At 69.2% G+C, this 24,699-nt stretch carries 28 protein-coding genes; 8 read left to right on the forward strand and 20 right to left on the reverse strand.

The window, feature by feature from the left end:
- Positions 1-14: 14 nt before the first annotated feature.
- The 3 genes from BG90_RS38065 to BG90_RS19710 all read right to left on the reverse strand — a co-directional run bounded on the left by BG90_RS38065 (position 15) and on the right by BG90_RS19710 (position 1,858).
- The gene (locus BG90_RS38065) at positions 15-326 is read right to left on the reverse strand and encodes a hypothetical protein (protein ID WP_010120899.1); all 312 of its coding nucleotides are present in this window, start codon (positions 324-326) and stop codon (positions 15-17) included.
- Positions 327-666: 340 nt separating this feature from the next.
- Positions 667-846: a hypothetical protein gene (locus BG90_RS19700; protein ID WP_010120900.1), complete on the reverse strand. Its 180-nt coding sequence runs from the start codon at positions 844-846 to the stop codon at positions 667-669.
- A gap of 712 nt (positions 847-1,558) precedes the next feature.
- Positions 1,559-1,858 carry a hypothetical protein gene (locus tag BG90_RS19710; RefSeq protein ID WP_010120902.1) on the reverse strand — a complete coding sequence of 100 codons (300 nt, stop codon included), beginning with the start codon at positions 1,856-1,858 and terminating at the stop codon, positions 1,559-1,561.
- Between the two features lie 300 nt (positions 1,859-2,158).
- Here BG90_RS19710 and BG90_RS19715 point away from each other — a divergent pair, with 300 nt between their 5' ends.
- Together BG90_RS19715 and BG90_RS37740 are read left to right on the forward strand one after the other, a co-directional pair.
- Positions 2,159-2,407, forward strand: coding sequence for a hypothetical protein (locus BG90_RS19715; RefSeq protein WP_010120903.1), 249 nt, complete (start codon positions 2,159-2,161; stop codon positions 2,405-2,407).
- 176 nt (positions 2,408-2,583) lie between these two features.
- Positions 2,584-2,712 carry a hypothetical protein gene (locus tag BG90_RS37740; RefSeq protein WP_107951000.1) on the forward strand — a complete coding sequence of 43 codons (129 nt, stop codon included), beginning with the start codon at positions 2,584-2,586 and terminating at the stop codon, positions 2,710-2,712.
- 398 nt (positions 2,713-3,110) lie between these two features.
- On the opposite strand, the gene BG90_RS19720 is transcribed toward BG90_RS37740, so the two are convergent.
- On the reverse strand, positions 3,111-3,755 hold the full coding sequence (locus BG90_RS19720) for a hypothetical protein (protein ID WP_010120904.1): 645 nt from the start codon (positions 3,753-3,755) through the stop codon (positions 3,111-3,113).
- Between the two features lie 487 nt (positions 3,756-4,242).
- Here BG90_RS19720 and BG90_RS19725 point away from each other — a divergent pair, with 487 nt between their 5' ends.
- Positions 4,243-4,674, forward strand: a complete 432-nt coding sequence (locus BG90_RS19725) for a CBS domain-containing protein (protein WP_010110748.1) — start codon at positions 4,243-4,245, stop codon at positions 4,672-4,674.
- Between the two features lie 143 nt (positions 4,675-4,817).
- Positions 4,818-5,312 carry a PRC-barrel domain-containing protein gene (locus BG90_RS19730; RefSeq protein ID WP_010120905.1) on the forward strand — a complete coding sequence of 165 codons (495 nt, stop codon included), beginning with the start codon at positions 4,818-4,820 and terminating at the stop codon, positions 5,310-5,312.
- A 206-nt stretch (positions 5,313-5,518) separates the two neighbouring features.
- Here BG90_RS19730 and BG90_RS19735 read toward each other — a convergent pair whose 3' ends face one another.
- On the reverse strand, positions 5,519-5,968 hold the full coding sequence (locus BG90_RS19735; RefSeq protein WP_010120906.1) for a response regulator: 450 nt from the start codon (positions 5,966-5,968) through the stop codon (positions 5,519-5,521).
- 70 nt (positions 5,969-6,038) lie between these two features.
- Between BG90_RS19735 and BG90_RS35380 the strand changes: the two genes are divergently transcribed.
- Positions 6,039-6,320 carry a hypothetical protein gene (locus BG90_RS35380; protein ID WP_124072373.1) on the forward strand — a complete coding sequence of 94 codons (282 nt, stop codon included), beginning with the start codon at positions 6,039-6,041 and terminating at the stop codon, positions 6,318-6,320.
- Positions 6,321-6,331: 11 nt separating this feature from the next.
- Here BG90_RS35380 and BG90_RS19745 read toward each other — a convergent pair whose 3' ends face one another.
- From BG90_RS19745 to BG90_RS19770, 6 genes are all read right to left on the reverse strand, one after another.
- A complete protein-coding gene (locus tag BG90_RS19745; RefSeq protein ID WP_010120908.1) occupies positions 6,332-6,937 on the reverse strand; it encodes a DUF4142 domain-containing protein in 606 nt (201 codons plus the stop codon).
- 204 nt (positions 6,938-7,141) lie between these two features.
- On the reverse strand, positions 7,142-7,708 hold the full coding sequence (locus BG90_RS19750; protein WP_025990409.1) for a hypothetical protein: 567 nt from the start codon (positions 7,706-7,708) through the stop codon (positions 7,142-7,144).
- 177 nt (positions 7,709-7,885) lie between these two features.
- Positions 7,886-8,191 (reverse strand): DUF2795 domain-containing protein, encoded by a 306-nt coding sequence (locus BG90_RS19755; RefSeq protein ID WP_010120910.1) that lies wholly within the window; start codon positions 8,189-8,191, stop codon positions 7,886-7,888.
- Positions 8,192-8,335: 144 nt separating this feature from the next.
- The gene (locus tag BG90_RS19760) at positions 8,336-9,367 is read right to left on the reverse strand and encodes an SDR family oxidoreductase (RefSeq protein WP_010120911.1); all 1,032 of its coding nucleotides are present in this window, start codon (positions 9,365-9,367) and stop codon (positions 8,336-8,338) included.
- Positions 9,368-9,394: 27 nt separating this feature from the next.
- Positions 9,395-9,865, reverse strand: coding sequence for a BON domain-containing protein (locus BG90_RS19765; RefSeq protein ID WP_025990410.1), 471 nt, complete (start codon positions 9,863-9,865; stop codon positions 9,395-9,397).
- 259 nt (positions 9,866-10,124) lie between these two features.
- Complete coding sequence (locus tag BG90_RS19770; RefSeq protein ID WP_010120913.1) at positions 10,125-12,419, reverse strand: hybrid sensor histidine kinase/response regulator; 2,295 nt, start codon at positions 12,417-12,419, stop codon at positions 10,125-10,127.
- On the opposite strand from BG90_RS19770, the gene BG90_RS36200 reads away from it, so the two are divergent.
- Entirely contained in the window at positions 12,327-12,887 is a 561-nt protein-coding gene (locus tag BG90_RS36200; RefSeq protein WP_162486580.1) for a hypothetical protein, read from the forward strand. The two genes, BG90_RS19770 and BG90_RS36200, sit on opposite strands and share 93 nt — an antisense overlap.
- Before the next feature lie 61 nt (positions 12,888-12,948).
- On the opposite strand, the gene BG90_RS19780 is transcribed toward BG90_RS36200, so the two are convergent.
- A complete protein-coding gene (locus tag BG90_RS19780; RefSeq protein WP_010120915.1) occupies positions 12,949-14,316 on the reverse strand; it encodes a sigma-54-dependent transcriptional regulator in 1,368 nt (455 codons plus the stop codon).
- Positions 14,317-14,679: 363 nt separating this feature from the next.
- On the opposite strand from BG90_RS19780, the gene BG90_RS19785 reads away from it, so the two are divergent.
- Together BG90_RS19785 and BG90_RS35385 are read left to right on the forward strand one after the other, a co-directional pair.
- Positions 14,680-15,648 carry a sigma-54 interaction domain-containing protein gene (locus tag BG90_RS19785; protein WP_010110762.1) on the forward strand — a complete coding sequence of 323 codons (969 nt, stop codon included), beginning with the start codon at positions 14,680-14,682 and terminating at the stop codon, positions 15,646-15,648.
- Between the two features lie 18 nt (positions 15,649-15,666).
- Positions 15,667-15,852 (forward strand): hypothetical protein, encoded by a 186-nt coding sequence (locus tag BG90_RS35385; protein ID WP_144411699.1) that lies wholly within the window; start codon positions 15,667-15,669, stop codon positions 15,850-15,852.
- Here the strand turns inward: BG90_RS35385 and BG90_RS19790 are convergent.
- The 8 genes from BG90_RS19790 to BG90_RS19830 form a co-directional block, all read right to left on the reverse strand.
- Positions 15,831-16,316, reverse strand: coding sequence for a GNAT family N-acetyltransferase (locus BG90_RS19790; RefSeq protein ID WP_010120917.1), 486 nt, complete (start codon positions 16,314-16,316; stop codon positions 15,831-15,833). The genes BG90_RS35385 and BG90_RS19790 overlap by 22 nt on opposite strands.
- Positions 16,317-16,624: 308 nt before the next feature.
- Positions 16,625-17,638, reverse strand: a complete 1,014-nt coding sequence (locus BG90_RS19800; protein ID WP_232288974.1) for an NAD(P)-dependent oxidoreductase — start codon at positions 17,636-17,638, stop codon at positions 16,625-16,627.
- Between the two features lie 5 nt (positions 17,639-17,643).
- Positions 17,644-18,993: an LLM class flavin-dependent oxidoreductase gene (locus tag BG90_RS19805; RefSeq protein ID WP_010120920.1), complete on the reverse strand. Its 1,350-nt coding sequence runs from the start codon at positions 18,991-18,993 to the stop codon at positions 17,644-17,646.
- A 265-nt stretch (positions 18,994-19,258) separates the two neighbouring features.
- Positions 19,259-20,074: a 4'-phosphopantetheinyl transferase family protein gene (locus BG90_RS19810; RefSeq protein ID WP_010120921.1), complete on the reverse strand. Its 816-nt coding sequence runs from the start codon at positions 20,072-20,074 to the stop codon at positions 19,259-19,261.
- A gap of 151 nt (positions 20,075-20,225) precedes the next feature.
- Positions 20,226-21,479 (reverse strand): MFS transporter, encoded by a 1,254-nt coding sequence (locus tag BG90_RS19815; protein WP_025990412.1) that lies wholly within the window; start codon positions 21,477-21,479, stop codon positions 20,226-20,228.
- A 354-nt stretch (positions 21,480-21,833) separates the two neighbouring features.
- Positions 21,834-22,505 carry a flavin reductase family protein gene (locus tag BG90_RS19820; RefSeq protein WP_010110770.1) on the reverse strand — a complete coding sequence of 224 codons (672 nt, stop codon included), beginning with the start codon at positions 22,503-22,505 and terminating at the stop codon, positions 21,834-21,836.
- Positions 22,505-22,993: a hypothetical protein gene (locus BG90_RS37420; protein WP_235363854.1), complete on the reverse strand. Its 489-nt coding sequence runs from the start codon at positions 22,991-22,993 to the stop codon at positions 22,505-22,507. Before BG90_RS37420 ends, BG90_RS19820 begins: the two co-directional genes overlap by 1 nt.
- A gap of 190 nt (positions 22,994-23,183) precedes the next feature.
- Entirely contained in the window at positions 23,184-24,305 is a 1,122-nt protein-coding gene (locus BG90_RS19830) for a helix-turn-helix transcriptional regulator (RefSeq protein WP_010120922.1), read from the reverse strand.
- Positions 24,306-24,699 lie beyond the last annotated feature (394 nt).

The following is a 24,699-nucleotide window of genomic DNA, read 5'->3' on the forward strand; positions in this document are numbered from 1 at the left end:
CGCGCGCGATCCGCTCAGAATCGGTTGATGTGAAAATCGCCCGCGTACGCGGTCGGACTGCGCTGCGCCATCATCTCGGCGAACTCGTCGGCGAGCCGCTGCAGCGCGAGGCGCTTCTGCTCGATGTCCCAATGGACGAACGCGGCGAACGCGTCGTCGTCGAACGTGATTGTCATGGCGGCCGGATGCCCGTCCGCGTGAAAGCCGACGTGCAGCACGTCGGCCGGATGCTCCTCGATATGGAACGGCATCGAGCGGGCTTCGAAGTAGCGGCCCAGCGTCTCGGCGATCTCGCGCTTGTCGCCGGGCTCGACCCGGATCGTCATCGCTTCCTCCGTGGTGGCGGCCGGCGTGGATTCGCCGCCGGATACGGCCACTGTCGACGTGGTCACATGTGAACGTGGCCGCCGTGGATGCGGCCGCCGTGGTCCGGCAGCCGCGAGCAAGGCCGCCGCCGGCACGGTCGGTCGTCGCGAATTCGCCGGCATCGGTTCGGCCGCGCCGAATTCGTGCGCCGTGGGCGTGGGCGCCCTGCGTGCAGTTGCCACGCATACGGTCGTTGTAATGCGGGCGCCGGGCATCCAGTCACCGTGATTTCGATCGCCGGGAGTCCGGTCGACAGAAATCCGGGACGGCGCAAGTTCAGCCGACATGACCCCGGCCGCGTCACACGAACCACACATGAATCGGCGGATCGGGCGGCGGCGGATCGCCTGCCGGATGACGGTGAGGTTCCGGCGGATCGGACGGCTCGCTGTCATCGTCGTCGTGATCGGATGGCGCGTATTCGGGGTCGATGTTGGAGATCGGCGGATTCGGCCGATGAAACAGAATGTCGGGTTGCATAGCGGATCGATGAATCGGTTTGCGTTACGGGATCGGATCGGCGATATCGCCCGTCCAACTCGCCGCAAGCACCGTGCCCATCGACGCATTCGCACACGTCGCAGCGCGTATATCTCGCAGCGCGTACGTCGCAACACGCATGCCGCAGCGCGCATGTCGCAGCGTGCACGTCGCAACGCGTACATCGCGATCGCCGCCTCCACGCACCTCGCTTCACGCCTACCAGACCACGCTTGGCCCGATCGCCGACGTCGTGCGCGCCTTGCGATCGCGCGAGATCCGATCGCCCGCATCCGTGCGTCGCTCCGCGCTGTGGACGAGCGCGGTCCAACGCTTTCTCGCGCGCCGGACGGCAACTTTGCACGCCGTCTCCGTCGGTGGCGCGAATGAGGCGATCGCCCGCATCGGCCAGCGGCGATGCGAGTTCCACGGCGCAACGACACGAACGCACAAACGCTCGACCACGCTTCATGCGCCCGCCCAATCACGTGAACGGCCCGCGCGCGGCGCCCGTCTCGCGACACGCCGCATCCATCGCCCGCTGCGTTCGCGGCTTCACGCGTCTCACGCCGCACGCCGCACGCCGCGCGTCACATGTCGCACGACACACGCCGTACGTCATACGTTCATACGCATGCGCGACACGCCGCCCCCCGATCGGCATCGGTTACACCCTTCGCTTGTAAATCCTGCAAGCCGCCGTGCGACGCGATCACGCCTCGAACGCGGCCATCACGAGCCACATGTGATGGCCGTCGTCGCGAATTGGCGCGGCGAGCGCGAAGCGGTCGCGCGGCGCGCACGAGCGGATCAGCGCGCGGCGCGCCTCGTCCGGGCTGTCGAACGCCTCGTCGCCCAGGCGGCGTACGCTGTCCTTGCCTTCGAACATGCGGCGCTCGGGTCGATAGACGAGCGGCTCGCGCTTCCAATCCCCGAAACGGCTCAATACCGCTTCGAAACTGCCGCCGCATACGTTGGCTTCGTAATGAACTGCTGGCTTCGGCGTTTCCATCTGACCACCTCCCGGTCGCTCGGACGCCGTGCGATGCGCGACGCGTCATCGTCGTCGACGCCGGCACGACGTTCCAGGCAGATTCGATCGCGCGCGTCGCGCCGGCTGCCCGGACGACGCAACGGCCGACGACGCCTGTCCGGCGTCGATGCCGCCGCGCATCCGACGGTCGGGCGTCGGCGAACGGCGCTGCCGCGAAACGCGGCGCTTCGCGCGACGCGGCAAATCACATACCCACGACGCGGTTCGCCGGGAACGGTCCTTGCTCGCGATAGAGGCAGACCTTGCCGGAGAAACGATATGACTCAGCACACCCCGCGACAGCACGCGCCGCGCGCGCCGAATTCCCCGCCGCTGAAGGACAAGGACGAGATCCGCACACACCGGTCGGAGGCATTGATCGACCAGGCGCTCGCAGACACCTTCCCCGCGAGCGATCCGCCCGCGACGGGCGGCGTCACGCGCGTCGATCCGTCAAAGCCCGCCGGCGGCGACAAGCCGCACGAACGGAAGCGCGACAAGCATCGATGCGGCGGCGCGAAGCATTGACGCACCCGGCCGCCGCCCATACGCGGCGGCCCGCGCGGGTTTTCCGTCGGTCCGCGGCCGCGACGTGCGGCCACGCCGGGCACGCGCGAGCGTGCCGTTTCGGCAACGATCTTTTTTATGGAGGAACGTCGGGCGGCGGACGCGCCGCCGCCGGATCGTCATTCAAGGAGCATCAAATGAGCAGGGCCAAGCGCATGTGGAGGGAAGTCGAAGGCGCAGTCGAAGTCACCGCATTGGCAGCGGTCGAATGCGCGCTGCTGATCGTCATTCTGGTCGTGCTGGGTTTCCCGCACGCGGCCATCTGATCCGCGCAATCCGGCGAGCGCTGCTCGGACGGCAACGCTCGCCGTACGCCTCGCGCGCATTGCGTTCATGGCGTTCGTCACATGCGTCACGTCGACCGCAGGTGTTGCGTGCGTGTCCGTTGCCTCGATCGCGCGCCGCACTGTCACGATCGCACGGCATCGCGTAGCGTAGCGCGACGCGTGCGCATCTCGCCACGATTCGCCGCGATGCGAGGCATCGCCTGAATCGAACGCGCGACCGCGATCGGACCCTGCGCACGGGATCGGCCGCCCTCGGCAGCGAAGGCATCGTGCGAGCGTCGAGACCGCCGGGCCGCGTCGAAGCCGTGCGGGCCGATCGCTCGACCGATTCCGGCGCGCCGTGCCGTCCGCCGCCGAGCGCATGCCGGCGCGTCCGCTCAAACGTTGCGTTCGATGTGATCCGCCAGCAGATTCAACGCGCGCGCGACCTGACGCCCGAAGTAGCTCGGCCGCTCGCGCTCATACGCGCGCAGCAGCGTCGTGCACTCGCGTTCCGCCCAACGCCAATACGGCCCCTGCTTCACAAACGCCGGATGATCCCGCAATTCGGCCGGCACCGCGTGCTCGTCGTCCCAACCCCAGAAATAAGCCTGATGCGGACGCGCGAACGACATGCCGACCATGCGCGCGACCATCGCATCGTGGCGCACCGTGAAGTCGATGACTTCCGTTCGCGCGCGCCCGTCGGCATCGGTGTGGCGCGCCTCGATCCAGCAGTGGTAGCGCGCGAGCTGCGACAGATGCTTCGCGGCGCGGCGCCGTTCGCGCGTCGAGCAAAGAACGAACAGATTGTCTTCGCCGAAATCCATGACCTCGCCGCCCGCGACAGGTCGATACCGCGCGCCCGTCAGCATCGTGAGCAAGCGCGCGCCGACGATCGCGTAGTCGGCGCAGCGCATGTAGCCGTCCTTGGTCGTCGCCTCCGACACGCTTCGGTGAACGACTTCGTCGATGACGGAACGCAGCGCCGCATGGATCGGTACGGTCAGGATCGGGGGGCTCGTATGAGGTTCGTATTGCATCGAGGCTGAGCGCGTTGAACCGATTGTCGGGATGAGTAACAGCCGCGGAATTATTACTTTTCGTTACATATTGCTGTGTCGAATTTGGAGAAGGTTTGTATGTTTTTGTCGCGTCGCGCGAACAGGAGAACGACCCCGCACGGCGCGCGCGCTTCATCGCACGCGCCAGCCTTCTCGCCGTCGGCGAGACCGGCTGCCGGTCGATCCCGCCGGAGCGCCGGCGACGGCTCGTCCGGCAACCGCTTTCCCGGCTCGTCGACACGCGCGCTCGGTCATGGGCATTCCGCCTTCCGGCATACCGACGCACCGCGTTCCGTCGACGTCAACGCTCGGCGCGCCGCCGCGTCCCGCTCTCCGCCGGGCATTCGCTACACAGCGGACGACTTTTTTCCACGCCCCCATGCCGTCGGCGCGGGCGTCGCCGGCATGCGCCGACGGCACGCCCCTTGCTGCATTCGTCAGTGCATCCCAAAGCAAAGGAGGTCTCATGCATCGCATCAACGAAATCATGTCGCTCGACGTCGTGCATGTCGCCCCGTCCGATTCGATCCGGCACGCAGCGGAGCTGATGGCGCGCTTCGATATCGGTGCGCTGCCCGTCTGCGAGGACAACCGGCTCATCGGCATGGTTACCGATCGAGATCTCGTCGTGCGCGCGGTCTCGGCCGGCAAGACGCCCGACACGAAGGTGCGCGAGGTCGCGTCCGGGACGATCGAATGGTGCTTCGACGACGATCAGATCGACGACGTCCAGAAGTTCATGGCGGATGCGCAACTGCGGCGGATGCCCGTCGTCGATCACGACAAGCGCCTCGTCGGCATGCTGTCGATCGGCGATCTCGCGACGCGCACCGACGGCGCGTCGCGCGACGAAGTCGCGAACACGCTCGAAGGCGTGTCGCAGCCGCGCCGCTCGTGACGGCGGCGAGGCGCCCGCAAACGACTGCGGCGGCGGGCCGCGCGCCCGCGCCGCGCCCCGTCCGGACCGGTGCAGCGGCATCGCCCGGTCGCGCGACGCCGCCGGACGCCGTCCGGCCGTCGCTCAATTGAAGGAGGTCGACGATGAACACCCCTCAACCAGGCACCACGCGGATCATCGGCAAAGGCCGCGCCACCGCCGCGGGCCCGGGGCCCGACGTGATGGCGGCCGGCACGCTCGATGGCGACAAGGTCTATACGACGGACGGCGACGACGTCGGCAAGATCAAGGAGATCATGCTCGACGTGCGCACGGGTCGGGTCGCGTATGCGGTGCTGTCGAGCGGCGGCCTGCTCGGCATCGGCGACAAGCTGCTCGCGATTCCGTGGAGCGCGCTCACGCTCGACACCGACCGCAAGTGCTTCCTCGTGTCGGTATCGTCCGAGCGCATCAAGAACGCGCCCGGATTCGACAAGAGCCACTGGCCGGCAATGGCCGATCCGAACTGGGCCGCGTCGCTGCATCAGTATTACGGGAGCGCGCCTTACTGGAGCGACGTCGACGAGGAGCTCGGCATCGACGCGCCGCCCCGCGAGGCGTCGCCCGACCGGCCCGAGCGCGGCGAAGGCCGGCACTAGCTCCGGCACGCACGCGCGCCGCGCAGGCGTTCGTGCCGCGCGCGGCGCCGCCGTGCGCTGCGCTGCTCTGTGAACACGTCCGGGAACCTGAGGTTCGACCGCAGAGCAGTCCTTCGAGCGCCTCGCGGCGCTCTTTTTTTGCGCGGCTCCGGCTTGCGTCGTTCCTTTTTACAAACGTACCGTAACGAAAACGCCCGCCGGACATTTCAGCCATCGCGCTCGCCCGCGGCCGCCGCGTCGAGAAAGCGCAGCAGGCGGTGCAGCGTCAGCGGCTTCGCGCAGTGCGCGTCGAATCCCGCGTCGCGCGCGCGTTCGAGGTCGCGCCGCGCCGAGAACGCACTGCACGCGACGAGCAGCATGTCCGCGGTCGCCCGCTCGCGCCGCAGCCGCCGCGCGATCTCGAGCCCGTCGAGGCCCGGCATCGCGATGTCGAGGACGATCGCGAACGGCCGCCAGTCGCGCGCCGTGTCGCAGACCGCGAACGGATCGTCGACGACGCGGCATTCGAAACCGCGCGCATCGAGCAGCAGGCGCAGCGCCTCGGCGGCGTCGCGATAGTCGTCGACCACGAGCACGCGCCGCTCGCCGGCGCGCGCGCCGGCGAGCGGACGCCACAGGACGACGTCCTCACCTGCGTCGAAGCGTTCGTTCGTCATCGAAATCTCCTCTCGTCCGATCATCGTCCGCGCGAGGCAGCAACGCCCGAACCCGATACAGGCATGCGGCGTGCGCCGACTGTGCGTCGCGAACGCGGAGATCGTCGATGCCCTCGCGCCGGGCGCAGCACCCGCCGATGCCGCGGCGGCCCGTCGCGATGCCTCTGCCGCGCTTCGCCAGCGTCTCGCCGGTCGCGACCGGCAGCGCCGCTTCATACACCTCCGCGCCGCCGAGCATCGTTTCGAGCGCCTGCTACAGCAACTCGCGAACGCCGTCGCCGAGCTGTTTCTTTGCCATGGCGCCCTCCGGATCGGCGGGACCGGGGCCCCGCCGGCCGAACGTCGAACGTGACGAACGCGGCGTCAGCGCGCCGCGCCGACCTTGCGCGACACTGCGCGCGCGTCGGCGAAGTGCTGCCTCAGCATCGGCAGCGTCTGCACGGCAAACGCGCGCAGATCGGGGTCGCGGCCCGCGCGCGCCTCGTTCTCGAACAGCAGGATCGCCCTGCGATGCGCAGCCGGGCCCGCGGCGGCGAGGTACGCGACGTCGAAGTCGCGGCCGCTCTTGCCGCGCAGCGCCTCGACGTCCGGATCGATGATCTGCGCGGCCTGCACGGGCAAGCCCTTGCGCTCGGCGAGCCGGCGCAGCGCCTCGTTGAGCCGGCCATGATCGTCGACCATCCGCTTCGCGAACGCGCGCACGTCCGGCGTCGCCGAGCGTTCGCCGGCGAGCTGGCCCGCCTGCACCTCGCTTTTGCCGGCGAGCGCGGCCTTGTCGACGAACTCGGCGTCGATGCCCTGCGGCCGCTTCGCGATCTGCGTGTCGCTCGTGTCGTTGGGCGGATTGACGACGCCGCGGTCGGCGCGGGAGCTCGACGCGGGCGGCTCGCCCGGCGTCTGCGCATGCAGCGCGGCCGCGCCGAGCGCCACGCACGCCGCGCCTGCGATGATCCATCTGCGCGTTTTCATCGGTGACCTCCTGTGAGATAGCATCGCCCGCGGCCATCGGCCGTTGACGATCGTCACGCCGTTCTTCGGATGCGGCGTCGTTTGGCCCGTGAGGCAGTCCGCACCGTCCGTCCGACGCAAGCGGCGCGTGGCAGCAGCCGGCCCGCCCGCCTGAGCGGCGCACTCCGTCACCGCGTCTCGTCCGCCGATGACCGCGGCGCCGAACTACCGCGCCGACACGTCGGGCGGCCTGCGCGGCGGCCGCGCCGGATCGAAGTCGGCCCACTCGCCGTCGGCCCATTCTCCTTCGACGCGCTCGACGCCGGCCGCGCCCGTGGCGCGCAGCGCCGCCTCGGCCGCGCTCGCCGTCTCGCCGGTCACGTGCGCGGCCAGCATGACGCCGGCGTCGCTCTGAGTGAGCGTGCCCGTGCCCTCGATCTGCCGGCCCTTCATGCGCCGCAGCGCGCCGCCGAACGCGCCGATGTAGCCGCCGGCGAGCGCGGCCGCGGGCCACACGACCCAGTACCGCCAGCCGAGCAGGTAGGCGACGAAGCCGGCGACGAGCCCGGCGATCACGCCGAGCGCCGCGCCATACGCAGCGCCCTTGCCGCCCGGCCGCGCGGCCGAATCCGCGTACACGTCGCCGCCGATCGGATATTTCGCGTGTTGTCCGCTCGGATTCAGAAAAAAGATCGACACGTCGTCGGGCCTGAAGTCGCGCGCATACAGACGTCGCGCGCCGGCCTCCGCTTGCTCGAACGTCGTGAAGCGGCCTGCCACGATCATCGCCATGACGATTTGCCTCCGCACGTCGCGCGCCGGCCGGCGGCCGGCGCCGTTCCATCGCCGCGCCATGCGCCGTGCGCGGCGCGCCGCCGGTCGCGCATTCGATCGGCCGGCCCGACGGCGCGTTTCGGCGACAAGGAACGGCCCATCACCCGCCGTCGGCGGCCGCGCCCCTTTCTCGCCTCACATCAGCTTGCCGACCTCCTTCGACACCGACGCCGGCGTGTCGTATTGCCGATCGGGAATTCGCCGAAGCATGTCGATGACGTCGCCGTCGGCGTGCGAACGTTCCGCGCAGCGGACGACGTCGTCCTTGCTCGCCGGATAATCCATGCCTTTCAGCGTCTTTTGAATATCGACCGGACTCGGTGCCTTGCCGTGCCCTCCCTGATGGCCGCCCTTGTCGTGATCCTGCTGCATGCGCTCGCCCTCGTGCGCGCGCGAGCGGCTGAGCTCGTGGCCGGTATGCGGATGGCGTTGGGATGTCATTTGACAACCTCCTGTCGAGTGGAGCGTCGCGGCGGATCGCGCCGCGCCGCCTGACGCCTGACGCCGGATCGGACCGCGAATCGCCGAATCCGCGCGTCGAACGACATCTCGTCCGGCCCGCGCGAAACGACACGCGCCTGGACGTTACGAAACGGCGCCGCGCCGTCCGCGCGCGATCGCCGTGACGACGAGCGCCGCGGCCGTCAGCGCGACCGCGCCCGCGACCCGCGGCCGCTGCATCACCGAGTTGTAGGCGCACGAGCGCAGCACGACGCCGTCCATGCCTTCACGCTCGTGCAACGGCCGCGCCGGCTCGTACAGCGCGTTGTCGTCGCGCGGCCGCGCGGGACGCATCGTGCGCTGCCCGCGCGAGAACAGCGACGCGGCGAGCCGGTCGAACAGCCGCAGCGCGTGATACGCGCCCGACGACGTCACCTTCGCCGCGCCGCCGACGAACAGCGTGCGGCGCGGATGCTCGGCCGCGAACAGGATCGCGTCGGCGACGATGTCCGGGTCGTAGATCGGCGGCGGCAGCTTCGCCTCGACGTTCATGTAGTTCTTCGCGTGCATCACGAACATCGTGTCGATCGCGGCGGGCTTGACGAGCGTGACCGACACCGGCACGTTGTCCGCTTCGAGCTCGATGCGCAGCGAATCGCTGAACCCTTTGATCGCATGCTCCGACGCCGCGTACGCGCTTTGCAGCGGAATCGGCGCGTCGGACGCCTCGCTGCCCATGTTGACGATCGCGCCGCCGCGAAAATCGCTCTTGCGGCGAAAGTGCTCGGACGCGACGAGCGAGCCGTGCACGACGCCCCAGTAGTTCGTGTCGAACAGCCGGCGCTGGTCGTCGAGCGGCACTGACAGCGCGGAGCCGAAGATCGTCACGCCCGCGTTGTTGACCCATGTGTCGAAGCCGCCGAACGTCTCGACGGCCTTCGCCGCCGCGCGCTGCACGTCCTCGTAGCTGCCGACGTCGGCCGCGACCGCGACGGCGAGGCCGCCGTGCTGCCGGATCTCTTCGCACAACGCTTCGAGGGCGGTATCGTTGCGCGCGACGAGCACGAGCTTCGCGCCCTTCTTCGCGGCCTTGCGCGCGGTGACGAGACCGATGCCGCTCGTCGCGCCGGTGATCACGATCGTCTGCTCGCCGATCGGCTTCAGCGTGCATTTCATGATTGAACTCCTTGCCGGACGAACCGGTTACTTCGGCCGCACCGACAGCTTGTCGCGCACGGTCTTCACGCCTTCCACCTGCTTCGTCACGTCGACGGCGAGCGTGCGCTGCCGCTCGTCGGGCACCGTGCCCGCGAGCTGAACCGTGCCGTGCCGCGTCGTCACGTGGATGCCGCCCGACGACAGGTCGTTCGTCGCGAGCAGCGTGGCCTTCACCTTCGCCGTGACCGCGGTGTCGCGCAGCTTCGTGCCCGCGCTCGTCGAATGCGGCGACGACGCGCCGGTCGTGTCGTATGCGCGGTTCGCGGCGTTCGATCCCGTCATGTCGTTCGGACCATTCGCATCGCCGCCCGCGGCGGCCGCGGCTTGCGGCAACGCGAGGCACGCGGCCGCGATCGCGATCAGCACGGCCACGCCGAAGCCGCCGAAGCGCTTCGCGCGATGACGTGGCGAATGCAGGTGCGTGTGTAGCGATGCGCGTGATTGCGTTCCTTTCATCGTCAGCTCCTTTCGTCGAATCGGCTCGGCGGCCGGGTGCCTCACGATGTTGCAAACGGCGTTCCACCGCGCGAAGGCCGCGCCGGACATGGGCTCGCGCATCGCGGGGTGCGATCCGCCGCCGCGCTTTTCGGCAAGCCGTTGTAACTTTTGCGGTCGAGCGCACGCACCTCGCGCGCGATGCGAACGGGCGCGCGCGCTTCGCGGCGACCGCCGGCAGCAGCGCGGCCGCACGCCGCGCCTCGGCCGCTCCCGAGCGTCAGCCGCTCCCGGTCGCACGCAGGATCGCGCGCGCGAGCGTCTGCAGATCGACCGGCTTGCACAGGTAGCCGTCGAAGCCCGCGGCGAGCACGCGACGCTCGTCCTCGCGCCCCGCGTGCGCGGTGACGGCGAGCACCGGCGCGTCGTTCGCCGCGCGCGCGCCGGCGTGACGCAGTGTGTCGAGCAGCCAGAAGCCGTCGCCGTCCGGCATCGCGAGATCGGACAGCACGACGGTCGGCCGCATCGCGTCCGCCTTCGCGATCGCTTCGCGCCCCGACGCCGCGACGACCACCTCCGCGCCGAGCGTCTTCAGCGCGGCGGCGAGGCTCGCGCGCGACGTCGCGTCGTCGTCGACGAGCAGGATCCGCTGCGCACCCAGCGCCATCGGCGCGCCGCGCGCGGCCTGTTGCGCGGCCCACGCGAGCGCGCCGATCGGCTGCCAGCCGGCCGGCAGCGTGACCGTGAACGTCGTGCCGAGGCGCTTGCCGGCGCTCGCGACCTCGACCTTGCCGCCGTGCAGCTCCGCGATGTGCCGCACGATCGACAACCCGAGACCGAGACCGCGCCGCGACGACGCGGGCGAGCCGTCCGCGCGGCGGAACGCCTCGAATACGTGCGGCAGGAATTCCGGCGAGATGCCCTGCCCCGTATCGGCGACGACGAGCGTCGCATGCGAGTCGGTTCGCATCAGCGACACCGTCACGCGGCCGCCGCGCGGCGTGAACTTGAACGCGTTCGACAGCAGGTTCGACAGCACCTGCCGCAACCGCTCGCCGTCGCCGGACACGATGCAGGTCTCGAGCGCGCAGTCGACCGTCAGATCGAGCCCTTCCGCCTGCGCGGCCGTGCCGAGCGCGCCCGTCACGTCGTTGACGATGCGCACGAGATCGACCGGCATCGCATCGAGCCGCAGCTTGCCTGTCGCGAGCGACGACGCGTCGAGGATGTCGCCGACCATCCGCGACAGCGATCGCGCGCTGCGGTCGATCGCATCGATCGCCTGCTGCTGCAGCGCGCCGCCGGCCGGATTGCGCAGCACCTCGATCCAGCCGTAGATCACGTTGAGCGGCGTCCGCAGCTCGTGCGACACGGTCGCGAGCAGCTCGTCCTTGAGCCGGTTCGACGTGTCGGCCTGCCGGCGCGCGTCGCGCGCGCCGCGCAGCGAGTGATGCGTGCGGCGCTCGCGGCGGCGCTGCTCGCCGGTGTCGCGCAGCGTCAGCGACAGCGCGACGCACGCATCGCGATCGTCGAACACGGGCGACGCCGACAGCGTCGCGCGCAAGCGCGAGCCGTCCTGCCGCGCGCACAGCACGTCGACGTTCTCGATCGGCTCGTACACGTCGGACAGCGACGCGGGCAGCGGGTGGCGACGACGCCAGCGCGGCGCGATCAGCATCGCGACGTCGCGGCCGCGCGCCGCCTGCTCGTCATAGCCGAACATCCTGCGCGCGGCGGGATTCCAGCTCGTGATCCGGCGATCCGCGCCGACGCCGACGATCGCATCGGGCGAAGCCTCGACGAGCCGCCGCAGCATCCGGTTCGCGGCCGCACGCTCGCGCTCGCCGCTGATGTCGCGCACGATCAGGACCGCGCCGTTCATGTCGCCCGCCGAGTCGACGAGCGGCGACGCGACTTCGGCGATCGGCACGCGCGGCCCATCGCGCGACGCGAGCCAATGACGCTCGACGGTCGCGCTCGCGCCGCTTCGCAGCACCTGCTCGAGCGCGGTCGACCGTGCGCGCTCGCCGCGGCTGTCATACGCGTTGAACACGTCGCGAAACGGCAGGCCGCGAACGGCCGTCGCATCGCAGCCGATCAGCGCGGCGGCGGCGGGGTTCATGTACGTGAGCATGCCGCGCCGGTCGCTGACGATCACGCCCTGCGTGAGCGACTGCAGCAGCGCCTCGTAATAGCGGCGCGCGAGCGCTTCGCGGCGGCGCAGCACCTCGTTCATGCGTCGCGAGCGCTTGAGCGCCGCGACGATCGCGCAGATCGCGCCGTTTACGATGACGAACGTCGCGAGCTGCACGATCCTCGCCGACAACGGCCCCGGATACGCGACCGTATCGGACAGGAACATCACCCAGATCAACACGGCGCTCGCGAGCGTCGCGCCGATCCCGCCCCCGAGCGACGTCGCCCACGCGGCCGCCGCGATGAACGGGAAGTACGGCGTGAGCGGCATGTCGGCGCTGCCGAAATGCACGAGCGCCGCCTGCAGCAGCGTCGCGATCACAACGAATCCGGCGATCACCGCATAATTTTTCGCGCGTCTTCGTGCAAATTGCACCATCACATCGACTCCTGTCGGCGCGTGCGCGCGCACGCCCGCCGGCCGAAGCCGGAGCGGTATGCGCGCAAGCGAACCGGATTGCCCTCTTCGGCGCTCGTATGCTCGTCGACCGCCGTGCTTCCGAAGTCTTCCGGCGCCGCCCATCGCATCGAATGCGAGACCACGCGAGCCGTCCGACCCCGGCACCGCGTGCGCACGCCGCAAATCGCGTGCCCGGCGACGCGGCGAAAACCCGGTCGCTCTCGCGCTTCGCACATTGGTCCGATCACCTCGTCCGCAATCCGCGCATCGGCGCGCATCGGCGCGCGCGTGCTCGCCGGCATCGCGCGTCGCAAAGAGCCGGCCGGCGCGCCAACGCGCGCAAGCCCGCTCGCGCATCCGCCCTCGCAGCCGGGCTCGACGAACCTCGGCCTCCTCGCCGGCGCAATCGCGCGGCGGCGCAGCGTATCCGCGGCGGCGGCCGGCTAACGTCCGCGCGCCGGCAAGCTCGACGACGGCAACGAGAGCCGCATCGACATCGTCCGCCCCATCATCGCTTCGACTTGTCGTCGCCCTCTTCCTGTTGCGCAAGCCGGTTGTAAATCGTCTTCAGGCTGATGTCGAGCACCTCGGCCGCGTGCGTCTTCACGCCGCCGCACTGCGCGAGCGTGCCGAGGATGATCCGTCGGTCGACTTCCTCGAGCGTCGTACCGAACGGCACCGTGACCGAATCGCCGCCGTCGCCCGGCTCGCTCGCCACTTCCTCCATGATCGGCGGCGGCAGCGTGTCGATCACGTCGCCGTCGTTGAAAATGCACGCGCGCTGCACGAAGTTGCGCAGCTCCCGCACGTTGCCCGGCCAGTCATACTCGGACAGCGCGGCGAGCGCGGACGGCGAGAAGCGCATCTTCCGCCCGCTCTCTTCGCCGAGCTGCCGCAGGAATGCTTCGGCGAGCATCGGAATGTCGCCGCCGCGCGCGCGCAGCGGCGGCAGCATGATCGGAAACACGTTGATCCGGTGATACAGGTCCGCACGCAGCTTGCCGTCCGCCATCGCGGCCTCCGGATCGAGATTCGTCGCGGCGACGATCCGCACGTCGACGTCGATCTCGTGCGCGGAGCCGAGCCGCGTCAAGCGTCCCGTCTCGAGCACGCGCAGCAGCTTCACCTGCGACTCGACCGGCATCTCGGTGATCTCGTCGAGAAACAGCGTGCCGCCGTCGGCGCGCTCGAAGAAACCCTTGTGCTGACGATCCGCGCCGGTGAAGCTGCCGCGGTCGTGGCCGAACATCTCGCTCTCGACGAGGTTCGCCGCGATCGCCCCGCAATTGACCGCGAGAAACGGCCCCTTGCGGCGCAGGCTCAGATCGTGAATCGTCTGCGCGGCGAGTTCCTTGCCGGTGCCCGATTCGCCCGTCAGCAGCACGGACGCCTCGGTGCCCGCGACACGGCTGATCGCGTCGTACATCGTCTGCATCACGGGCGCGCTGCCGAGCATCCTGCCGAAGCGGCCGAGCCGCTGCAGCTCGGAGCGCAGCGCGGCGATCTCTTCATGAAGCACACCGGTGCGCGGCACGCGCGCGAAGATGCTGTTGAGCCGCTGCATGTTCAGCGGCTTCACCAGATAGTCGGTCGCGCCGCGCCGCAACGCATCGATCGCGGTCTCGAGGCTCGCGTGTCCCGTCGTCAGCACCATTTCGACGTGCGCGCCTTTCGGCAGCTCGTCGAAAAGATCCATGCCGTTTCCGTCCGGCAAGACGAGATCGCACAGCACGAGATCCGGCGTATTCGTCGCAATCAGCGCGCGCGCTTCCTCGAGGGTGGCGGCCGTATCGCAAGAGAGTTGCTGAGTGTGGGCGAGCGCGGACAACATGTTTCTCGTGTCCTCGTCGTCCTCGACGATCAGAATGTAGGGCATTCGCGCTCCTTCCATTCGCGGCGCCGACACAAGCAACGAACGAGCCCGCATGCCGGCGCATAGATTAGGCAGCCGAACGATGCCGGCCGATGATGATGCGCGATCGATCGGACCAATCGGACCGCTCGATCGCTGCGGCGAAACGCGTTGCTCGTTACAGTATAGAAAACCCGTCCGTCACGATACCCGCTATCGGATATTTCTATCCGGGCGTGCCCGCGGCATTGGAAATTTCAATTCATCAATTGAAAAATAGTCGTTAGGCTTGTCCTGTGTAAAAAATGCACGCGCCGAATGCATTCGACGCCGCTTTCGTCGGAGCAGGTCCGCGCGGCGCCGGCAATCCCACTTGGCGAGACATCCATGTCGCAACCCAGCAGTGACGGCAGGCGGCTGCAAGGCAATTCGTGTCTGATCCAGGCGCTGTTGCAGAAGGTTCAGAAAGTAGCGGCGACCCGCGCGAGCGTGCTGATCGTCGGCGAAAGCGGGGTCGGCAAAGATATCGTCGCCAGGCTCATCCATGACATGAGTCCGCGCCATCGCGGTCCGTTCGTTCCCGTCAATTGCGGCGCGATTCCGCACGACATCGCCGAATCGCAATTGTTCGGGCACGAAAAAGGCAGCTTCACCGGCGCGGCCGCGCAGCACATCGGCTTCTTCGAGGCCGCGCGCGGCGGCACGATCTTTCTCGACGAAATCGCGGAGATGCCGCGCGAGCTGCAAGTGAAGCTGCTGCGCGCGCTCGAGTCGAACAGCATCGTGCGCGTCGGCGGCAGCGAGCCGATCGCGCTCGACGTGCGCATCGTCGCCGCCACCCATCACGATCCGGCCGAAGCCGTCCGCGAAGGCCGCTTCCGCGAAGACCTGTTCTACCGGCTCGCGGTATTCGCACTGCGCGTGCCGGCGCTCCGGCATCGCGAGGACGACATCGAAGGCATCGCGCAAGAGCTCGTCGACGCGCTGAACGCGCGGCACAGCACGCACAAGCGGCTGTCGGGACAGGCGCTGAAAACGCTGCGCACCTATTCTTGGCCCGGCAACGTGCGCGAGCTGCGCAACGCGATCGAGCGCGCATACATCCTCTCCGGCGAGCAGATCGACCTGTTGCCGGTCAAGCGGCTGCCGCCGCGCGGCGACGTGCGCAAGAACGCGATGACGCTGCCGCTCGGCACGACGCTCGCGCATTCTCAGCAGCGCTTCATCGCCGCATCGCTCAAGTATTTCGACGGCGACAAGCCGCGCACCGCGAAGGCGCTCGGCATCAGCCTGAAGACGCTGTACAACCGGCTCGCGCTGATGCGCGAGCGCGAGGGAGAGGCCGCGCAACATTGAATGCGCGCGACGCGCGCCATGCCCCGCTCCACGCGCGGCGGCGCTCATGTCGCGACGGACGGCGCGCGATGCGTTGCCCCGGTCGCGCACGCAGCGCTCGATTCCGACCATGCGCGACGCATCGAAGCGATCGACGCGCGGGTCGCCCGCATCGACACTTCGTCGAACAAACGAAATCGCGATCAGCCGGCCATGTCGAAATGAAAGACGGCATCGCCGTATCTTTCCAGGCATGTGACATTGGCCGCTCCGGCGGCGGCGATCGCACGCGGCCAGAAGCGATGAGCCGGCGCGTTCCGGCGCATCACACTCACTTCCCAGCGCCCCGGATGCGCGCGCCACAGCGCGCGGGCCGCGGCGATGCCGCGACCGCGGCCGCGCGCGTGCGGCAAGATGAAGAATTCGGCGATCGCGTAGTCGATGTCCGGCTCGTCGGGCGCGCGCACGAACGCGAAGCCGATGCGCGCCGGTCCCGCGTCGAGCAGATAAGGCCAGCGCGCCTCGCCCGGCTGCCAGTACAGGTCGAAATACGGATAGTCGGAACTCACTTCGTCATACTGACCGAGCTCCGACAGATAGCGGCGCAACATCGATCGGACGAGCGGCCGGTCCGCTGCCGAAGCGATCGTCAATGTGACCGGCGCATCGTTCGAATGCTTGTTCGTCATGCATGATGTCCATCGCAGATCGACGCGGCGCGACGCGCTTGCGTCGCGTCGATCTCATGTGGAAGAACGGATCGACGCATCGTCGTCGATCGGCCGATTCCGCGCGCGTCGCATGTCGTTCGCGCGCGGGTGCGAGCCTGCACTCGCGGGCGAGCGTCGCGAACGCGGGCGCTGTCGGCGCGCGTCGCGGCGATCGCAAGCGGCCGCGACGACGGGCCGTCCATGCGCACGGTCCCCGCTTCGAGAACGGCCCGTCAGCGAAGACCCGCGACGCGCATCGCATCCGAACGGATGCGCGCGTCCGTTCGTCAATCGCCCGCGTTCTGCGCCGCGCTGCGCGCCTCGATCGCGCGCACGACGGCCGCCATGTCCGCCTGTCCGTGCCCGAGCTCCAGCGTTTCGCGATACAGATCGCAGCAGACTTCGAGCAGCGGCGACGCGAGATGCGCGCCGTGCGCGGCTTCGGTCGCGAGCCGGCTGTTCTTCAGCACGTCGGTGATCGACGCCTGCACGTCGAAGTCTTCGTTGACGAGCTTGTCGATCTTCACGCGCGACACGCTGCTCGCCATCGGCCCCGCATCGAGCACCGCCTGGAACTGCTTCATGTCGAGCCCGAAGCCGCGCGCCGCGTGCGCGGCCTCGGCGAGCCCCGTCACCATCGAGATCAGGAACGTGTTGACCGCGAGCTTCATCAGCAGGCCGGTCGGCACCGGCCCGGTCACGACGATCTCATGACACATCGGCTTCAGCAGCGGCCGCACCTCGTCGACGGCCGCCGGCTCGCCCGCCAGCATCGCGACGAGCTGCCCGGCCTCGGCCGGCTTGCGCGAGCCCGATACGGGCGCCTCGACATAGCGGCCGCCCGCCGCGCGGATATCGGCCTCGAGGCCGCGCGAATACTCGGCCGACACCGTCCCCATATGGACGATCGTATGCCGCGCGACGTTTTCCGCGAACGCGGACGTGCCTCGGCCGAGCACCGCGTCGAGCGCGGCGTCGGTCGCCATCATCAGGATCACGATGCGCGCCTGACGATAGACGTCGGCCGCCGTATCGGCGACTTGCGCGCCGGCCGCGCGCAACGGTTCGCAACGTTCGGGCGTGCGATTCCACACGACGAGTTCGATGCCGGCGCGCGCGAGATTGAGCGCCATCGGCCGCCCCATCACGCCGATGCCGATGAATCCTACTTTCATGCGTGTCTCCATGAGTTCGCCGCCGCTTGTGGCGGCGGCGTATCGGACAGATTTCGGGCGAACAGCGCGCCGTACTCGGCCGAGCGCCCTGGCTGGCGTCGGGTTGCAAGCCGCGCCGCCGGCCAGTTTAGCTAAATTGCCGCAACCTGTGCGTCATGAGCGTAGCGACTCTCCCTGTAAGGCAGCCCGAGATGGTCGCGCAGCGTCGCGCCGCGCAGCGCCGGATCGAAGTAGCCGCGCGCGGTCAGCTCAGGCAGCACGTGGTCGACGAAGTCGTCGAGCCCGAAGCCCGTCACCGGCAGGCCGAGCATGAAGCCGTCCGCCGCCCCCTCTTCGACCCAGCGGATCATCTCGTCCGCGACCTTGTCCGGCGTGCCGATGAACGCCTCCGACGTGCCGATGTTCGAGCGCCGCGTCGCAACTTCGTATGCGACCTCGCGCAGCGTCAGGTTGCGCTCGCGCGCGAGCCGCTTGATGTTGTCGGTGGTCGACTGGAAGCCGTCGCTGCCGAGGTTGCCGATGTCGGGAAACGGGCCGTCCAGCGGATAGATGCTGAAGTCGTGCTGCTGGAAGAAGTGGCCGAGATACGCGAGCGCCTCGCGCGGAGACAGCAGGTCGCGCACCTGCCGGTACTTGTCGTCGGCTTCGTCCTGCGTCGCGCCGACGATCGGGCCGATGCCCGGAAACACCTTCACGTGGTCCGGATTCCGGCCCGCGGCGGCGGCCGCCGCCTTCACGCGGCGATAGAACGTGCGCGCGTCGTCGAACGTGCCGCCGTTCGAGAACACCGCATCCGCGTAGCGGCCCGCGAAGCCGATCCCGTCTTCCGACGATCCCGCCTGGAAGATCACCGGCTGCCCTTGCGGCGAGCGTCGGATGTTGAGCGGCCCCTCGACCGAGAAGAAACGGCCGTGGTGATCGAGGCGATGCAGCTTGTCCGGATCGAAGAAGCGGCCGGTCGCGCGATCGCGGACGAGCGCGTCGTCGTCCCAGCTGTCCCACAGGCCCTGAACCACGTCGAGATGCTCTTCGGCGATCGCGTAGCGCTGCGCGTGATCCGGATGCGGGCGGCCGTAATTCTTCCCCGTGCCCTCGATCGACGACGTCACGACGTTCCAGCCCGCGCGCCCGCCGCTGATCAGGTCGAGCGAAGCGAACTGCCGCGCGACCGTGTACGGCTCGCTGTATGACGACGACACCGTGCCGACGAGGCCGATCTTCGACGTCACGGCCGCCAGCGCGGACAGCAGCGAGATCGGCTCGATGCGGTTGAGGAAGTGCGGCGCCGACTTCGGCGTCACGTACGCCGAATCCGCGATGAATGCGAACGCGATGCCGGCCGCTTCGGCGCGGCGCGCGCGATTGACGTAGAAGTCGAAGTTGATGCTCGCGTCCGGGGGCACGCTCGGATGCTTCCACGCGTTCATGTTCGCACCCGCCCCCTGGATCAGGACGCCGAAATGGATGTGTTTTCTGGTCATGGGAAGGCTCTATCGAAACGTTCAAACAGCGCGCGCGACCGCCGCGGCACCGACGCCGCCCTCGCCGCGCGCCCGGTAAGGTCGCATGTCATGTCGTGCGACCTCGCGGCGCCGCCGTCCGTCGAACCCGGTCTTCGTCGAGCGACGACGCCAGTCTCGAACGCCGGGCGAACATCGCCCGACGGTTCGCGATGCTAATCAAATTCACGAAACCGCCCTGTGCACGAAGCGGTCGCCTTCATTGTCGGTCAGCGCGCCGGCGCGCTCAGTCGATCGTGTCCGCGCGGCGCAGGCTCGCCGCCGGGTCCGGCACGATCTCGCGCACGCGGATGTCGAACGGATGCGTCGCCGCGCGGGCGTCGCGAATCCCGACCGCCATCCGGTGCTGCGCGCCGACGTCGAGCAATGTGAACTGCCAATGGCTCGCGTCGTCGCCGACGTGCCGATCGAATGCGATGCCGATCGGCCGCGCGGGCAGCGCAAACGAGAACTGTCCGAGATCGATCGACAGCCCGACGCCGCGCGCCTTGATGTACGCCTCCTTCAGCGTCCACAGCTCGAAGAAGCGCTCGCGCCGCTGCTCGGCCGGCAGCGCGAAGAACGCCGCGCGCTCGCTCGCCGAGAAATGCGACGCGGCGATGCCGTCGAGATCGTTGCTGCGCGCGATCTCCTCGACATCGATCCCCGCATCGGCCGTTCGCGTGACGATGCACGCGACGACGCTGCGCGCGTTCGACAGATTGAAGCGCAACGGCGGCCGCGCATCGCCCGCGTCGATCTCCGGCCGGCCGTACGCGTTCGCGCGGAACCGCCATTGCGCGGGCGAGACGTCGTCGACGTACGCGGACAGCACCGTGCGGCACAGCGCGCGCGTCACCAGGTACTCGATCTTCAGATGGTCGAATGCGAAGCGTTCGAGGCGCTCGCGCTCGTCTGCGCTCAGCAGCGCGCGATAGCGCTCGCGCAGCGCGGGCGTGTCGCACGCGGCCGTGCGCGCGTACCAGACGTGCGCATCGCGTTCGCCAAGCGGCAGCGCGGTCGTTGCATTCATCGTCGAGAAGGTCGTCAAAACGTTCGTCATGTCGGGTTGCCGAGTCTTTCGCTCCATTCGCACTCGCCATGCCGCGCACCGGCGCGTGCGGCTTCATCACATCGATCGCGCGACGGCCCGCCGTCTCGCGCCACGCAAGCTCCACCGCGCGCTCGAACGCGCCTCCACGCCGCCGACCGCGCTACGCCCGCGCCGCGGCCACGCCGCCATGCGCGGGCGCGTCGTCGATCGGAAAATGCAGCAGCGCGGCGAACAGCCCCGCGAGCGCCGTCGCGCCCCAGATCAGCGAGTACGACCCCGTCACGTCGAACACGTAGCCGCCGAGCCACGAGCCGAGGAACGAGCCGATCTGATGACTGAGAAAGCAGACGCCGAACAGCGTGCCGAGATGCCGCGTGCCGAACACCTTCGCGACGAGCCCGCTCGTCAGCGGCACGGTGCCGAGCCACGTGAGCCCCATGATCGCCGCGAAAACGACGACCGACGCATCCGTCTTCGGCGCGAGGAAGAACACCGCGATCGTCGCGCCGCGAATCAGGTACAGCCAGCCGAGCACGTGATGCTGCCGATAGCGGCCGCCGAGCCAGCCGCACGCCCAGCTTCCCGCCATGTTGAAGAGGCCGATCAGCGCGAGCGCCGTCGCGCCGAGCCCGACCGGCATGTGGCAGAGCAGAAGGTAGTTCGGCAGATGGGTCGCGATGAACGCGAGCTGGAACCCGCACGTGAAGAAACCGATCGTCAGCAGGCAGTAGCCGCGATGCCGCGCCGCGTGCGACAGCGCGTCCTTCAACGAGACGGCCGCCGTCTCGTGCGCGCTCGCGTGGCCCGCGCCCGCATGGCGATCGAGAAGCACGCCGAGCGGCGCGATCGCGATCATGCAGCCGGCGAGCACGAGCAGCGACGCCATCGTCCCCGAATGCGACGTGAACCACTGCGCGACCGGCACGAGCGCCACCTGGCCGAGCGAGCCGCCCGCGCTCGCGATGCCCATCGCCATGCTGCGCTTCTCGGGCGGCGCGCCGCGGCCGACCGCGGTCAGCACGACGCCGAAGCTCGTGCAGCTGATCCCGATGCCGACGAGCACGCCCATCCCGAGCACGAGCATCGCGCCGGACGGCACGACGGCCGCGAGCGCGAGGCCGAGCGCGAACACGACCGCGCCGATCGCGACGAGCGGCCCGGAGCCATAGCGGTCGGCCGCCGCGCCGGCGAACGGCTGCGCGACGCCCCAGACGAGATTGTGCAGCGCGATCGCGAATGCGATCGTCGTCACGGGCAAGCCGTGGTCGAACGAGAACGGCCCGATGAAGAGGCCGAAGGTCTGCCGCACGCCCATCGCGGCGCTCATGATGAGCGCGCCGGCAAGCACGGCGATCATCGCCGGATTGAATGGACGTGGGGATCCGTCGCGTCGATGCGTTTCGGGTGCAAACATGTCCGCTCCTGTTATGGCGCCCGCCCGCGGCGCGGGCACGTCGCGGACGGCGCGATTCGTTTTATGTCGATACGGCGTCGCACCCTCGGTCACGCGGCGCGGGCAAGCACGCGCATTCGCGAACGCGATAGCGCGCCGTGCGGCAAGCGGTATGTCGCCGGCCCTCGGATGCACGCGACGATTTCGCTTGCGCTCGCACCGCACGCGAGCCTCGGAGCGATCGAAGACTTTGCGGCGCAGCGATCCGGCACGTGTCGACGCGCCGTGCCGCAGCCACGGAACCATCAGATGATTCGCTTTGCAGTCTATATGAGCGTTTCGCATTTGTGCAGGAATTCCCTCGCCGGCGCCGCGTCATTGCGCATCGTGCACGCACGCGGTCAGCGCGCGCGCCGCGCACGGCCCGCCGTCCTGCCACAGCAGCGGCGCGACGGGCCCCGCGACCAGCACCGAATCGACCCTGCCGATCACGATCGTGTGACTGCCGTAGCTGAAATCGCCGTCGATGTCGCACAGCAGCGTCGCCTGCGCGCCGGCGAGCACCGGCACGCCGCACGCGTCGCGCCATTCGCCGTGCGCGAAGCGCGCATCGTGATCGAGCTTGCCGCTGAACGGCGCGATCAATTCGAGCTGGCGCTCGTGCAGCAGATTCACCGAGAAGCGGCGCGCGCGCATCAGCGGCACATGGAGCGTCGCCGTGCGGTTGATGCACACGAGGATCGCGGGCGGCTCGGTGCTGACCGCGCTCACCGCGGTCGCCGCCATCCCGAAGCGGGCGGTGGCTTCGCGCGTCGCGACGATCGACACCGTCGACGTCAGCCTGCGCATCGCTGACTTGAAGTGCTGCGTGAGCGCATCGGGCGCGGGCGATGCGCCGCCGTTCGATGACGATGCGCGGGCGCCCGGCGTCGATGCGACGGGCTCGGCGCGCGCGGCGCGCCGTTCGTGCTCGAGCGTCGGCGGCTCGAATGCGGCGTGCGCGTCGATTGCGGCGCGCGACGCGCGGTCGGTCCATGGGCTCGCCATTACGTCTCCTCCTTCGGATATCGGGCTGTCGATGCCGAGCGGCCGTCGAACAATGCGAATTCGGATGCGCCGGGACGCGAAGCGCTGCTGCCGATGAGGAACCAGCCGCTGCCGATATACAGCGGACCGGAGGATGCGATGCGGGCGTCGACCGCGTGCCCGGCATCATCCGACCCCGCCATCGCGATCGACGGCGCGCGCCGTCCCGCGCCGCGCACGATCCGCCGCAACCGCCGTGCCAATTCGATGTATGTCGCCATCTGACCGAATCCTCGCTGCGAAGCGTCTTCGCGGGCGCCTTCCCTTCGTGATTCAGGCGGCATTGCGCGCCGGCAGATGGGCGAACGATGCGCCGCGCATGCGTGCGTCGATGCGCGCGATCGTTCGTCGACGACTACCGGCCCCTCGTTGTCCGATTGCCTCTCGTTCGAACCTGCTCGTTTCTGTTTCTCGGCGTCCGGCGCGGTCTCGGCCCGCGTCGAACGCACTTCGTCACTCGTTCAACTTGAATCTCGAATCGATGGATACAGCTGCAAACCTGACGGCGCGCCGCGCGCGTGCGCGGCGTTCGTCCGGCGACGCATCGCGTGTTGCATCCGATGCGTGCGATACAGGCTAACGGAAAACGCCTGCGTAATGCCTTAGATTGTTTACGGCATATGACGGGCGCCATTCCGCTCATTTCGAGATATAGCCCTCGGCGAGCAGTCCCAACTGTTTCGCCTTCGTCGCGCTGCTCTTGATGTGCTTGCTGTCCATCTTGCGATTGATCGCGGTAAACAGCTGATAGACCGCGCGCTCGTCGAGCCGCAGCTCCTCGGCCACGTGGCGCGCGCCGCCGCCGCGCGCGACGAGCCGCAGCGCGAGCACGTCCTGCGCGGCGAGCGACAGCTCCTGCGCGAGCTCGCGCCGCCGCCGCACGACGCGCCATTCGAGCAGCTCGTTCGCGAGCCCGCGCAGCACGCGCCGGTTGCGCCAAAGCGCGTCCTCGCCCTGCGGCGCGGACAGCGGCGCGCCGACGTGCAGCAGTCCGAACGTCGCGACGTCGCGCCGATGCGCGGGAAAAAACACGTTGCTGCCGAGCCCTTGCGTCTGCGCGTAATGGTTCAGCCAGTGATCGGCCGGCAATGCGGCGAGCGACGAGCCGCGCAGCGGCTGCGTGTTGTCGCGCGCGTGCGCGACCGCCGGATCGTTCAGATACCAGTGCTGGTGAACGTAGCGCTGCGCCCATGCGGGCGCGCCGCCGATCAGCAGATCGTGAGCCGCGAACTCGCCCGTCTCTTCGTCGACGACGAACCAGTGATAGAAGCACTGCGTCGCGCCGCACGACGCGCAAACGCGGCGCATCAGCGCGAGCAGCGCGCCGTCGTGCTCGCATTCGGCCGCGAACTCCGGCTGCGCGACCGGCGCGGCGGAAACGGGCCCGGATGGGCGGGATGCATCGGCCGCGCCGTCCGCATCGTGCGCATGCCGTGCACCCTGCACAGGTCGCGCATCCTGCCAGCCCGCCGCATCCGGCGCGCCGTACACGTCGAGCAGCGCCCGATAGTCGAGCCCGAGCTGCACCGCATACGGGTCGTGCTCGACGAACGCCGCGACGGCCGCCGGATCGCGCAGGCCGACGCGCTGCGTCGACACCGGCTCGCCGGGACTCCTGCAGCGCCGCTCGAGCACGTAGCCGCGCTGCGCGTCGCCTTGCACGCCGAGCGAGATGCGCTTGCCGTCGACCATGCCGTGCCGGGTCCGCGCGAGGTCGGGTGAAGAAAGATCGAAAGAAACGGAGGTGGATTGTCGAGCCATGACGCCGATCCAGTGGTTGGGGTGGGAAGGCGATGGCGGTTTGGCCCGACGACCGAAAAGCGCACGACGACCGGGCAGCTCACGGCGACAGGTCAAATTGCGAACGGTGACGTGAACGCGCCGTGCGGAGTCGGGGAAAAAGAGTTGCTCCTGCATCACGGCCACCGGCGGCCATCGGTGGTGATCAGTCGCGCGGCAGCGGCGCTGCCGTCGTCAAGCGGAGTCGAGCAAGGAAAAAGGAGGGGCGCGCCCGCGCGATGCGCGGGCGAGTCGAACGCCGGCGTGCCCGGCGGGCCTCGTTAACTGGGCTGGAACCGGTACGCCGGCACGGCGCACCGAAGGCGAAAACGCGCGCGAAGCGCGCGGCAGAGGCTGCGTTCGCTCAAGCGGCAAG

It is taken from the genome of Burkholderia oklahomensis C6786, assembly GCF_000959365.1.
Lineage (GTDB): Bacteria > Pseudomonadota > Gammaproteobacteria > Burkholderiales > Burkholderiaceae > Burkholderia > Burkholderia oklahomensis.